The following is a 13552-nucleotide window of genomic DNA, read 5'->3' as shown; positions in this document are numbered from 1 at the left end:
CAAATATACAATTATTATATGATATTACAAAGGAATTTACATATTTTATTTGTTTCTTTATGTCGTATGCTCGGTGTGGATGAAGTCGGTATTCTTTCTGTCCATGTGAAGAACGTTTTTGAGCATGCGAAGGACGAGTCCTGGAATAGTCAGGACTTTTGAGAATGAACGGAAACGAATCTCACTGGGAATTGCTACGAATAATGATAGTCCTAAGATGGCCAGCGTAATCCACCATTTCTCGCACCATGATGGCATGGCAATGGTCATAAAAATAGAAATGACTGTTAATAGTACAATCAAAATGGATCTTGGAATCAATGCTTGCTGAATGGTTTTGTCAACAAAGTTGACCTTTCCATGAACTAGTGCACCTGGGATTTTGGGTAGATTGCTCATAAGGCTCTGTACCTGCGCTGTCATCCAGCGCATACGCTGTTTCTGGAAATTATCCTGATTGCTGACTTTCTCGTCGAATACATGAATATCTGGTGCATATTTGATGAAAACTTCCTGATGGAGTAGGAGGGCTTCCATTTCACGGTCTTCGCCTGCTGTTGAGAGCTGGAAAACATTCTTCTTAAATAGTTCGTAATTGAAGCACATGCCAGAACCAATAAGGGCAGAAGACAACCCAAGGCGATTATGAGCCTTACGGAATAAAGTGTTGTTGATTTCTTCGCTGGCACCATCAAGTACGGCTACGTCGTTGTTGGCATTCTTGGCGCAGCGATGACACTGGATAGCATCATATACAGAACACAAGATATTCAGTTGTGACAGAAATTCTGGACGCACTACGTTGTCTGCATCGAGTACAACGACATTATCAAATGTCTCTGGTATCTCATTGATGGCATACTGCATAGCCTTTGCTTTCGAACTCTTTTCAAAAGTCGGTGTAAGCAATGTAATAGGGAGCGTACGCAAATATTCGTTAGTCTCAGGTTGCATATGGTCTGAGATTACGGCAACCGTATAAAGGTCGGCAGGATAATCTTGTTCTAAAAAATGCTCTACGGCATTGATGATGACGCGGTCCTCGTTATATGCAGGGTAGAGAACGAGAAATTTTGTCATTCTGTTACTGAGGGCTGCAGCATGAATGGCTATGCGGTCCTCTTTCTCGTAAAAGAGGGATATGATTGCGAAAAACACAACATAGGCTACGGAACCTAAGATAATCACCCAAAGTGTAATGTCGAGAATGTGTAGTATCTGCCAAATCATAATATATACAGAACTTTAATTTGTTTCTTTTTTCTTGTTAAATAGTTTGGTGGTGATGATGCCCCAAAGTGTTATAAATGGAGAGCGCAGGAACGTGCGATCCCACATTTCATCTACCAGATAATCAGGAGTGGCCAGTGCAAAGAAGAATAGTGCCAAGGAGCCTAATATCCACCATTTGATGACTAATGTCAGATAAATGAATGGAAGAACTATGCTCATCAACATGATGATTCCCATCATACTTGTACGTGGCATCAACATCCACTGAATCAGTTTGTCGGCCCAATCGTATTGCTTCCTGAATATCGCTCCAGGAAGGTATCTGATATTTTTAAGAAGGTTTTGAAACTGCTGTAATGTCCAACGCCCATGCTGTTCATTCATCTTGCTGGTGGTTCTTTTCTTTTCACCATAAAGCAAGATGTTATCAAAATAGTCTATAAAATAACCTTGTTTCAGTAAGAGTGCCTCTAACTCTTTATCTTCACCTGATGTTCTGGTTTTCATGACATTAGCCTTGAACCAGTTGAAATCATATGCTGTTCCAGAACCAGCCAAGGCGGCAGAAATGCCTAAATTGATATGACCTTTACGGAAGATGTTATTGTTGATTTCTTCGAAGATAGACCCCATACGTGCGGCAGCCGTATCTCTGTTTCGAGAGATGCGGTGCATTTGTATGGCTTTAGTGGCTGCTGTCTCAAAGGCATCATTCACCTTGGTCAGGAAATCTTGTTCAACGATGTTGTCAGCATCTAACACTAATGCTATATCGTAAATTTTGAATTCTGGTAGCTTAATGATTGCATATTGTAGTGATTTTGCTTTCGAACTTTCTGCAAAATCTGGTGTAAGCAGGGTGATGGGGTATTGAGCCAATCGCATGTTGGTGATCTCTGATTGGTGGTCGGAAACCACTACGACGTCAAATAGGCGTTGTGGATAGTCCTGACTTAGTATCGATACTACAGCCTGTTCAATCACATGGTCTTGTTTATGTGAAGGAATGATGATAGCAAAGCGGTTCTGATTTTTGATATTGGTATTCACCGTATCTCTGGTAAATAGAGAGGCAATAGAAAATACGCCAAGGTAGAGTACCGTTCCACCTACAATAATAAATAGAAACCAATCGATAATATTTAATAGAATCCAGAAATCCATAAATTATTTAGTGAATAATGATGAGTGAAAAGTGACTAGTCCTTTGCAGACGGCTTTGACTAAATCAAATCTGCCTTGGGAGAGGTATTTGATGATATCTCGAATGGCAACGAGGCCAATCAAGTATATATAAGATAGGTATTTGTTGATACCTTGATAGTTGCGTTTTACAAATAGCAGCCTGTTACGAGTGATGTAGTAGGTGCGTAGTGGACTGTTCTGTCCTGTTGTCTGACTTTCCTTGTGATAAACCGTGCAGGCAGGATCGTACCAGATTTCGTAGCCAGCGCGAGTGAACATCATCGACCAGTCAAGTTCTTCGTAGTATAAGAAGAAACACTCTGGCATGAGTCCGGTCTTAGCGATGGCTTCGCGCTTAATTAACATGGCGGCACCATGTGCATAAGGTGTTTTATGAGGTGTATCGTATTGCCCACGATCTTCTTCACCGAAGCCAATGGCTTGGTTCCTCACTGTGATTGGTGATAATGGCGTATAGCCTGTAAACTGAATAGGATTCGTGCCCCATGAAAAACGAAGCTTAGGACAGACTACACCAATCTTATCAGATGATTCCAATCTGTTGATGAGTGGTTCTATATTGAAGTCTTTAAAGAAGGTGTCGTTGTTGATAAGTAAGATGTATTTTCCTTTGGCCTCTTTGATGCCCAGATTGTTGCCACCAGCGAAGCCAAGATTCTTTTCGCTGCGAATGACCTTTACGTGGGGATAGAGTGAGGAAATGACACTCGCTTCGTCTTCTTTGGAGGCATTATCTACCACAATCACCTCCATATCGTCGCTGAAGGGGATTGAATCAATTAGTTCACAGGTGTCTTTTAACCCGTTATAATTGATTGTGATGATAGATAATCTATACTCGTTTTGCACGCTTCTTCTCTAATTTTAATCGTCTCTTTTCTGCTTCTTTTTCTAATTCTTTTGCTTCGAATAGTTCAAAGTCTTTCTCTATTTGGGGTAAGAGGAATACTGTGGACATACCACCATAGAAAATCACAATATTGGGGAACTGCATCAAGATCTGATTGGCGTAGCCACCAAGATGGAGCGCTGCGAATGATGCACACCAAGCTGCTCCTATGCCCATGAGTGAACGATTCTTGATTTTAAAGAACACGGTAGAGCTTCCTGCTATTAAGATGATAAGATTGCAAATAGCAAACCATGAAACTCCAATCCATCCTGTTCTTACCCATATAAATACATATTCAGAGTCAGGCGGAATCTGAGATACAATCTTGAATTTGTTCCATGCGGGAATATCTCTCTCAAAAATACCAATACCGATGCCCCATGGCGCATCTTTCATGTATTTTGAGATGGCGGCTTTGTTGACGTCTCGTACATTTGCGGAAGCGTCTTCTGGGTTAAATGCAGATCTCATGCGTCGAATTTGGTTGTTTCCTTGGCCAATGTCTGTGAACATCAGCATGCCAATAAACAAACCGAAGATGATAGAAACAGGAACGATGATTTTTACTGATTTTGATAGTATGAGGAATACCATAAATCCCGCCATCATACAGAAAATGGCTGTTCGTGTTCCAGATTGAAACATACCCCATGTTGTTAGGAGTCCTACTACACCAAAGAAAATTTTATGCTTTCTTACTTTATTTGTAATTGCAATAACAAAGAACGATACGGAGGCACACGCCATGTGGATGCCGAAATTAGCAGCATCAGTAAAAGTTCCAAAATATCTGACTATACCATTAACTATGTGTTGTTTTGCATGATTTTGTGCAAATAGCCAATTCATCTCTGCTGCGTCCCAACCGATATTTATTTGTTTCCAACACCAAAAAATAGCAAATAATGCACAAAAGGCCCATGCTTTGTATAGTTGATATATTCGTTGTGGGGTGTTAATATATAAGGCAAACACAATGACTGCGTAAAGTAATTGAAATGCCATTAATCGGATGCCTGTAAACCAGGCGTTTACATTCATACCTAAGCCACATGTGTCATTGAGGACTTCAAGCGTACAGAATGCACACCAACCTAAAACTGCAAGAGTCATGAAATTGGCACAGTTCCCAAAATTTGTTTCACGCAAATCGATGATGGCAATAGCGATAAGTACTAATTCAAGTAGTTCATTCGGTAAGGAGGCTGGTAAAGGCAGCATACCCTCTTTGCCAAGAAACATGACATAATAGTTGATGACAAACAGCGCCCAAAATGAGAACATCCTATAACTGAATGCTAAATATACTACGACTATGGATATTGGGACTGCCAGTACCATAGCCATGCCGTTTACTCCAGAATTCTTAAATGAGTACAAACTAAGCAAAAACAGGAGAAAGAGTATTAAGACTCTTCCTCCGTTTTCATGGGCGTATTCGGATATTCTATTGGAATAAACTTTGTTTACCATTATTTTGCATGACTATTTTCAACTGCAGTCAGACCCATTTGTGACATGCGATAGATGAAATTGTTGAACGATGTGTATGGTGGTAACTGTCCAACAAATTCTTCAACCGCATAGCGTTGACATTCTGTCAAGTACATAAAGAGAGAATTCTTGTTCACTAAACGTTCATTCAATTCTTTGAGCGCCTTTTGGTCTACATCTTTCCAAGTACGGTTGGCTCTCGTTACCATCAGATTGATGGTGCCCATATTGAGTAGAGCTGATGGAATAGAGTTGTCGTCCAAATTGGGATACTCGACAATAGCAATTTCGTTAGGCAAAATATCTGGGCATATATCTTTGATATCTTTTGCCATGATGAAACGGCTGTCTTCTGCCAAGAAGTCCTCATCGTAAGTGATACGACGTACCTGCAAACCTATTGATATCCAATAGTTTTCGAGCTCTTGTGCAATATAACTCTTACCATTGGCGGCATCAGTAGATATGAGGTTAAGCACATTTTGTTTGCCTTCTTCGAATTGAGGCAAGAGCGCTTTGCTTAACTGACGTAGTGCCATGTCGGCAATGGTCTTATTGAAGCGGCGATAACGTAAATTACTCTCCTTAGGGAAACAACCCATAACTGGTATCTTGGTGATACGCTCTGTACGCATACGGTCGCGAAGTGTTCTGTCTAACAGTTCTATGATGAAGAAATACATAGCTGTCAACATGAACGTAACCATAAATGCACCCAATAGAACCATCATACGGTTGGTTGGTTGGGCGTTCATGGGGAACATGGGTGGGTTTAATACACGGAGTGTTGCTGTCGTCATTTGTAAGTTCTTCTGGCGCAAACGAGCGGAATTTAATGCGCCGAGCATTGACATATAGTTCCCCTCAATAAAGGCTATGTGGCGATCTTTACGGGAAATCGTAGCTCCAATAGGCGCATAGAAAAGAAATTCCTTGTCTATCTTTTCACGCATGACATCTTGAGCGCTTTCATGGGCTTTCGCTTCTTCTAATTTTAATACTTCGTTAAGCCATTTGTCAATCATGCCGCTCGCTTTGGTACCAGTCTCTGTGTTGTAGTTTCCTGCTTCGATATCCTTTACAAGCCCTCTTACGTTATTTGAGGCTTCTTGAAGCATTCTTTGTGCTTTAGCAAGTTCTTGCTGGGTTTCAACCTCACTTCCTCCTCCCTCACTGCTCATGAGACGGAGATTTGAAATACGTGACTGGATGCGTGAAATATCAGTCACTTGATTAGTGAAATCCTTATTGGCTTTAATAACCTTTGCACGATCACCTAACTGACGCTCCAAATAGTTCATCAGTGCGCGTGTGGTCGTTTTTGTGATCATCAAATTATTGTCTGTCGTTTTTTGAGTCGCATCCATTCCAGACAATAATTTTGTTTGTTCAGCATAGTTGATGATACGCTTCTCTACGTTATAGCGGATCAGATCGTCCTCTGCATTTGTCAAAATGCGGTACAAGCGGGCTACCTCACGTTCGAAGAACTTGATAACATTGTTTGTCTCTCCATAGCGAAGTAAAGCATATTGACGTGCAAAGACGTCATTTAATATATCTAAGGTGTTATAGGCAATACCTGCATCATTAGCAGAATAACCGATGTCGATAATATCACTTCTGGAAAGTTGTACAACTTTTAATCTACCAGTAATACTGTTAATGCCAAAATAGGGATGATAATTGGTTAAACCAAAAATATAGTTGTCAGCAGAAGGGCGCTCGTATGCCTTCAAGTTTGCATACGTCGCATTTTCACTATTATGGTTAATGAGCGCTTTAACTTCTGCAGGAACACTATTATAAAGTTGGCGGAAATGTTCTGCAGATATGTAGTTGTTATCTTTATTCAGATTACCATACATCATACAGCGTGCAAATAGGCGTAGGGATACCTCATGGATGGTTGCATCTGTAGTGATGAGTAATATGAGGTTGGTCATGTTGGTTTGCGGATTTCCACCAGCAGTACCAGAACCACCTTCGATATTGTATGCTGTAATCATACCAGTGTAAATGGTCGTATTTGTATTGAAAATACGTTCCATGTTTCGGGTAGAAAACCAAGCCACCACCAATGCTATCATGGGCAGGATGACGAGGTACCATCTAATCTTAAATAGAAATCTAACAATATATCGAAATAGATCCATCGTTTCAAATCTTTAATTGTTACTTTTGCCTTTTGGCTGCTTTGGCTGCTGCTTTTTCTGCTTTTGCCTCTGCCTTTTCTAATTTTTTAATTTTGTCATTTTCTTCTTTCTCTAAAGCCTTGATTCGTTTCTCGTTCGCCTTATTTTCTTTGGCTAGTTCTTTAGGCGTTTTATGAATACTCTTATCAAGCGTTATCTCTGTAGTAGCATTCGTTATAATGGGCGTATGTGTCAAAATTTCAAGCGTGATGATATCTGTTGTTATAGTTGTTTGCAACTGTTGATAATTAGCAACTTCACCACTCTCAAATCTTTTAGTTGCTGCGTAGGATGAGATATCCATATTGCCATTCTCAAAATCTTCACGATCAAGTGCGCCTGCACCTTGGTAAGCTGCTGCAGCTTCTCCCATGGTCTTCAATGTTATTAAGTTATTCGTGATTTTTATAAATAGGGTAGCAATCTGTAGCTTAAGCTCATCATATGCAATATCTTTTTTGATAACAGCTTGCTCAACATCAATTCTCTTTCTTTTAACGGCAGCAGTTAAATCCAAAATGTCTTCAACAGGTATCGCTAAATTAATACCGATATTCCAATATGATTGTTGAGAACCTTGATATTGATAGATAACAGGGCTGTAGGCTGAAGAATTGTTGCCATACATGTCTGCCATACCAAAACTATAACTGGCATGTCCGGTTACATAAGAAAAAATGTGTCGTTTTTGTTTTGCAACCTCCATCTCAGCTAATTGACGAGCCTTTTCTAATGTTAATATCTGGGGATTCGTCTTTGCGTTCTCGAACAAAACTGCCAATGGAGGAAGGTGAAATTCAGAAAAGTTGATGTCTTTTTCGTTGCTGGAATCAAAGAAACCGGCGCTAATGCCGCTCTCATTGAATTGAGCAAAGGCTGTAGTGCTTGCAAAGGTTGTAGCAAAAATAAATATCAGACGTCTGAATTTGTTCATTGCAATCTGGATTTAGTTACACATTTTCCTTCTGTACGAAGGCAAAGAAGGTACGGAACAGTATCTTCATATCCAACCAGAAGTTGTAGGTCTGACCGTACTTGATATCGAGTTGCTTACGCTCCTCGGCTGACATCATGCCGCCCTTGCCGCGCTCTTCAACCTGCCAGAGACCGGTTAAACCTGCAGGGGCCATAAAGCGGTCGATACTTGTATCGATGGTCAACTTCTCAGCTTCGTAGAGTGGGAGAGGGCGGTTTCCAACGACTGACATGTCGCCCTTGAGGATATTGAGGAGCTGGGGCAGCTCGTCGATGCTGAACTTACGAATAAATCTTCCAACTTTCGTGACGCGTGGGTCGTTCTCAATCTTGACAAACGCATTCTCAATCTCTTCTTTCTTCTCTCGGCTATAGTCGGTTTCTGAAATAACGAAATCGTCACCCACCAGCATCACTTCATCATCACTGATCATCATATCGGTGTCGTCGCCAATGCTCATCATCATATCGGCTTCCAAATCCAGTTTGCTGATTTTCTTGACGGTTTTTTCTTCCTTCTTTGTCGTCTCAGTATACTGATTCCCAGCTTCTTTGGCTACTTCCTTGAGGCGTTCCTCCGCATCTTGATACATAGAGCGGAACTTCAGGAAATTGAAGATGGTGTAATTGGCACCTACACGTTTAGACTTGAAGATAACAGGACCTTTGCTCTCCAAACGAATGGCAATCGCTGTGAGGATAAAGATAGGAGACAAGAGAATAAGCGCTGTCAATGCAAAAAAGACATCGAATACTCTCTTCCACATTGGTATCTTAAAGCGCAGCATACGATATTTGGGCTGCTGATCGTCGAATAGCATGTTTTCACGGTCTGAGATGAACTGAATCTTCTTATTGAACTCGGTAATAGACGCGTTGGTATCGAGAGTGTCGTTGATACCACTTCTTTGATATTTTGAACGGTTTTCTGGTGTAAGTTCCTTGGTGAGTAGAATAATATAGATGTGCTTGTTCTTTTTCTTTAAATAGGTGATAGCATTAATGTCTTCACTTTGCTCGCCTTGTTCATAAAAGACGATAAAATGCTCATTACGGACATGCGTAGAGCACGCCGAGGCCGCATCTTTGTAATTCCTTGTGTATTGCACCAATCGGCCGGGGATGTATTTTAACCGCTCCTCGGTTTTGGGATTGCTGCCAAGATATACAACACCTATCATATTATTCTATTTAGGGAATAATCTTCTTTACTCGTATCTTTAACTCCATGGGGTTAAAGGGCTTGACGATATAGTCCTCTGCACCAATCTCCAACAAGCGGATACGCTCACTGGTGGAGTCTTCGCTGGATAGCATAATGACAGGAATCTGCTTGAATAACTCGTTCTGCTTGATCCACTCCAAAAAGTCATCGCCACGCATTCCAGGCATACGAATATCAGAAATGATGAGATCGGGGGTATTTCCCGCCTGCAACCATTTTACTCCCTGTAAACCATCGGGCAGCCATTGTACATCATAGTCGCTCATCAAATAGATAGAGAGAACCTTTGCGATAGTCTCTTTGTCGTCAAGTATTAGTATTTTTTTCTTCATATATGAATTATATTAATTCTGGTAATTACGTTATTCTATTGTGCAAAGGTAAACAAAAAAATTAAATTCAGCTCAAAATTACGTAAAAAAATCACTTTTTTATGGAAAAAAGTTGTTTGATTGAGATTTTTTAGGGAAATTTGCAGTTGAAACGTATTATAATTAGAAGTGATTCAAACATATAGTATTATGGCAAATAGATATCTATTAGGTTTTGATGTCGGTAGCTCGTCAGTGAAGGCATCATTGGTTAACGCCGATAATGGCAAGTGTGTTGCAACAGCTTTCTATCCAGAAAAGGAAGCTCCTATTATGGCTGTGAAGGCTGGCTGGGCAGAACAAGATCCTCAGATGTGGTGGGATAATGCCAAGTTGAGCCTGCAGAAGATTATGAAGGATTCAGGGGCTACGGCTGATGAAATCAAGGCAATTGGTATTTCATACCAAATGCATGGCTTGGTTTGCGTGGATAAGGATCTCAAAGCCTTGCGTCCCGCTATTATCTGGTGCGACTCACGTGCTGTTCCTTATGGAGAAAAGGCTTTTAAAGAGCTGGGTGCAGACCAGTGTCTGAGCCATCTGCTCAATTCACCTGGTAACTTCACAGCAGCCAAGTTGGCTTGGGTGAAGGAGAATGAGCCAGAGTTGTACAATAAGATTTACAAGATCATGCTGCCTGGTGATTATATCGCTATGCGATTGAGCGGTGTTGCTAATACGACAGTTAGCGGATTGTCAGAGGGTATGTTCTGGGATTTCAAGAACAATCGTGTGGCTGATTTCCTGATGGATTATTATGGATTCGATAACTCGTTGATAGCTGACATTGTTCCAACTTTTGCGCAGCAGAGCGTTGTCAGTGCAGAGGCTGCAGCTGAAATGGGTTTGAAGGCCGGTACGCCAATCACTTATAGAGGTGGTGACCAACCTAACAATGCACTGTCGTTGAATGTGTTGAATCCTGGCGAGATTGCTGCTACTGCAGGAACCTCAGGTGTGGTATATGGTGTGCTTGGTGATGTAAACTATGATCAGCAGAGTCGTGTCAATACTTTTGCTCATGTGAATCATACTGCAGATCAGACTCGATTGGGTGTGTTGCTGTGTATTAATGGTACTGGTATCCTGAATGCTTGGACTCATCGTAACATCACTCCTGAAATCGGTTATGCAGAGATGAATGAGCTGGCTGCCAGCGTGCCTATTGGTAGTGAGGGTGTTACTGTTATTCCTTTCGGAAACGGTGCTGAGCGCGTGTTGGAGAATCAGGAGATAGGTTGCTCTATCAATGGGCTCAACTTTAATAAGCACAATAAAGCTCATTTGGTTCGTGCTGCTCAGGAGGGTATCGTTTTCTCATTCTGCTATGGTATGGAAATTATGCAGCAGATGGGTATGGATATCAAGAAGATTCATGCAGGTAAAGCCAATATGTTTTTGAGTCCCTTGTTCCGCAATACACTGGCTGGCGTAAGTGGAGCTACCATCGAACTGTATGATACAGATGGCTCTGTAGGTGCTGCCAAGGGTGCTGGCTTGGGTGCCGGTATCTATGCGAATGCTGCTGAGGCTTTTGCTTCTTTGGATAAGCTGGAGGTGATTGAGCCGGATGTTGCACACCGTGCAGAATATCAGGCGGCTTATGAAGCTTGGAAAGCTACGTTAAAGAAAAATTTGTAATAAAATAAACCCTCGCTTAACGGCGAGGGCTTGTTTTTTTTGTATGCGGTATAAATGATAGAATTAATTTAAACTATCCTTGTACCAATTGAAAAGCTTGCATACGCCATCCTCAATCTCTACTTTGTGGGTCCAGCCGAGAGAGTGAAGCTTAGAAACATCGATGAGTTTACGCATTGTACCATCGGGTTTAGAAGTGTCGAACTTTACTTCTCCTTCAAAACCAACTGCTTTTACAACCAATTGTGAAAGTTCGCGAATTGTAAGTTCTTTTCCAGTACCTACATTAATGTGGCAATTGCGAATCTCGCCGAGTGCAGGAATAGCTCCACCACGACCTGCAGAGTGGTTGCGGTCGACAGCACCATCTGTAGATGCACCATAGTGAACAGATGAATATTTCTCGATGCCGATAATGTCACTAAAGTTGACATTTAACAGGACGTGTACGGATGCATCGGCCATATCTTCACTCCATAAGAATTCGCGAAGAGGCGTGCCAGTTCCCCACAATGTAACCTTATTGTTCTCAATGCCATATTTTGCTAAGACTGTCAAGATTTCTTGCTGAGAAGCTTCGCCGTTGACACCTTCGACCGGGCGTTTATTCAAGTCGATGGCTATCTTATCCCAAGCGCCATCATGGATAAGCTTGGCAAGGTAGATCTTGCGCATCATAGCCGGCATGACGTGGCTGTTTTCTAAATGAAAATTGTCGTTGGGACCATATAGGTTGGTCGGCATTACGGCAATATAGTTGGTGCCGTATTGCAGATTGTATGATTCACACATCTTCAGGCCAGCAATCTTGGCAATGGCATATTCCTCGTTGGTATACTCCAAGGGCGAGGTCAACAGGCAATCTTCCTTCATAGGTTGGGGGGCATTCTTGGGGTAGATGCAGGTCGAACCTAAGAAGAGTAATTTCTTGACACCGTGAGCGTATGCTTCGGAAATGACGTTGCACTGAATCTTCATGTTCATCATGATGAAATCAGCGCGGTAGAGTGAGTTGGCCATGATACCACCTACAAAAGCTGCTGCCAAAACGACTGCGTCAGGGCGTTCTTCGTCGAAGAACTGTTTAACAGCTACTTGATCTGTGAGGTCGAGTTCTTTGTGTGTGCGACCCACCAGGTTGGTATAGCCTCGCTGGAGCAAATTATTCCAAATAGCGGAACCCACAAGTCCATGGTGACCCGCTACGTATATCTTACTATCTTTACTGAGCATCGTCCATTTGGGCTTTTAAAAACAATTTCTTAACGAACTTCATGTCGTGCTGAACCATAATCTTGACCAATTCCTCAAATGAGGTCTTCTGGGGATTCCAGCCTAACTTGGCTTTAGCCTTTGCGGGGTTGCCCAGCAGCTGATCTACTTCGGCAGGGCGGAAGTATTTAGGATCGACCTCGACTAAGGCTTTGCCGGTAGCCTTGTCGTAACCCTTTTCGTCGACGCCGTCACCGCGCCACTCGAGTTCGATGCCTACCTCTTTAAAGGCAAGAGTGGCAAACTCTCGAACGGTATGATATTCGCCAGTTGCAATCACGAAGTCGTCGGGCTCGGGCTGTTGGAGAATGAGCCACATACACTCAATATAGTCCTTGGCATATCCCCAGTCACGCAGTGAATTCAGATTTCCTAAATATAGCTTATCCTGATAGCCTTGAGCGATACGGGCTGCTGCCAGTGTAATCTTTCGGGTGACGAAAGTTTCGCCACGACGCTCACTCTCGTGGTTGAAGAGGATACCATTACAGCAGAACATGTTGTAAGACTCACGATAGTTCTTCATAATCCAGAAACCATAGAGCTTGGCTACAGCGTATGGTGAACGAGGATAGAATGGGGTTGTCTCAGACTGGGGAACTTCCTGCACCTTACCATAAAGCTCAGATGTTGATGCCTGGTAGATACGACAGGTGTCGGCCAGACCAGCGATGCGAACAGCCTCCAACAAGCGGAGTACACCATTAGCATCGGTATCGGCTGTATATTCTGGAACGTCGAATGATACTTTGACGTGACTCTGGGCTGCCAAATTGTAAATCTCTGTTGGTCGGATTTTAGAAATGACGCGAATCAGTGATGATGAATCGGTCATGTCGGCCCAGTGGAGATTGATGAGGCGTGATTTCTTCATGTCGCGAACCCACTCGTCGAGATAGAGATGCTCAATTCTTCCAGTATTGAATGATGAAGAACGGCGCATCAGTCCGTGAACTTCATAACCTTTTTCAATCAAAAACTCGGCCAGATATGATCCATCCTGACCGGTAATACCTGTAATAAGGGCAACTTTTTTATCCATATAGTT

Annotated in this window: 11 protein-coding genes; 1 reads left to right on the top strand and 10 read right to left on the bottom strand. The window is 42.1% G+C overall.

Annotation, left to right across the window (positions count from 1 at the left end; translation table 11 throughout):
* Positions 1-57: 57 nt before the first annotated feature.
* The 8 genes from T491_RS0110790 to T491_RS0110755 all read right to left on the bottom strand — a co-directional run bounded on the left by T491_RS0110790 (position 58) and on the right by T491_RS0110755 (position 9552).
* The gene (locus T491_RS0110790; RefSeq protein ID WP_028903900.1) at positions 58-1230 is read right to left on the bottom strand and encodes a glycosyltransferase family 2 protein; all 1173 of its coding nucleotides are present in this window, start codon (positions 1228-1230) and stop codon (positions 58-60) included.
* Positions 1231-1245: 15 nt separating this feature from the next.
* The gene (locus tag T491_RS0110785) at positions 1246-2397 is read right to left on the bottom strand and encodes a glycosyltransferase family 2 protein (protein WP_028903899.1); all 1152 of its coding nucleotides are present in this window, start codon (positions 2395-2397) and stop codon (positions 1246-1248) included.
* A 3-nt stretch (positions 2398-2400) separates the two neighbouring features.
* Positions 2401-3288 carry a glycosyltransferase family 2 protein gene (locus T491_RS0110780; protein WP_028903898.1) on the bottom strand — a complete coding sequence of 296 codons (888 nt, stop codon included), beginning with the start codon at positions 3286-3288 and terminating at the stop codon, positions 2401-2403.
* Positions 3272-4678 (bottom strand): O-antigen ligase, encoded by a 1407-nt coding sequence (locus T491_RS0110775; RefSeq protein ID WP_197018855.1) that lies wholly within the window; start codon positions 4676-4678, stop codon positions 3272-3274. Before T491_RS0110775 ends, T491_RS0110780 begins: the two co-directional genes overlap by 17 nt.
* 125 nt (positions 4679-4803) lie before the next feature.
* Positions 4804-6876 (bottom strand): hypothetical protein, encoded by a 2073-nt coding sequence (locus tag T491_RS0110770; protein ID WP_231480240.1) that lies wholly within the window; start codon positions 6874-6876, stop codon positions 4804-4806.
* 124 nt (positions 6877-7000) lie between these two features.
* Positions 7001-7954 carry a TolC family protein gene (locus tag T491_RS0110765; RefSeq protein WP_028903895.1) on the bottom strand — a complete coding sequence of 318 codons (954 nt, stop codon included), beginning with the start codon at positions 7952-7954 and terminating at the stop codon, positions 7001-7003.
* Between the two features lie 16 nt (positions 7955-7970).
* Positions 7971-9176, bottom strand: a complete 1206-nt coding sequence (locus T491_RS0110760) for a sugar transferase (RefSeq protein WP_028903894.1) — start codon at positions 9174-9176, stop codon at positions 7971-7973.
* 10 nt (positions 9177-9186) lie between these two features.
* Complete coding sequence (locus T491_RS0110755; protein ID WP_013063705.1) at positions 9187-9552, bottom strand: response regulator transcription factor; 366 nt, start codon at positions 9550-9552, stop codon at positions 9187-9189.
* A gap of 189 nt (positions 9553-9741) precedes the next feature.
* Between T491_RS0110755 and T491_RS0110750 the strand changes: the two genes are divergently transcribed.
* Positions 9742-11232, top strand: coding sequence for a xylulokinase (locus T491_RS0110750; RefSeq protein WP_028903893.1), 1491 nt, complete (start codon positions 9742-9744; stop codon positions 11230-11232).
* A 63-nt stretch (positions 11233-11295) separates the two neighbouring features.
* Here the strand turns inward: T491_RS0110750 and T491_RS0110745 are convergent, their stop codons facing one another.
* Both T491_RS0110745 and gmd read right to left on the bottom strand, forming a co-directional pair.
* Positions 11296-12465, bottom strand: a complete 1170-nt coding sequence (locus T491_RS0110745; RefSeq protein ID WP_028903892.1) for a GDP-L-fucose synthase — start codon at positions 12463-12465, stop codon at positions 11296-11298.
* Entirely contained in the window at positions 12455-13546 is a 1092-nt protein-coding gene (gene gmd / locus T491_RS0110740; protein WP_028903891.1) for a GDP-mannose 4,6-dehydratase, read from the bottom strand. Before gmd ends, T491_RS0110745 begins: the two co-directional genes overlap by 11 nt.
* Positions 13547-13552 lie beyond the last annotated feature (6 nt).

Source organism: Prevotella sp. P6B4, from assembly GCF_000619985.1.
In the GTDB taxonomy this organism is placed as follows: Bacteria; Bacteroidota; Bacteroidia; order Bacteroidales; family Bacteroidaceae; genus Prevotella.
The sequence above is the reverse complement of the archived record's forward strand: the minus strand, read 5'-3'. Positions and strand labels throughout refer to the sequence as shown.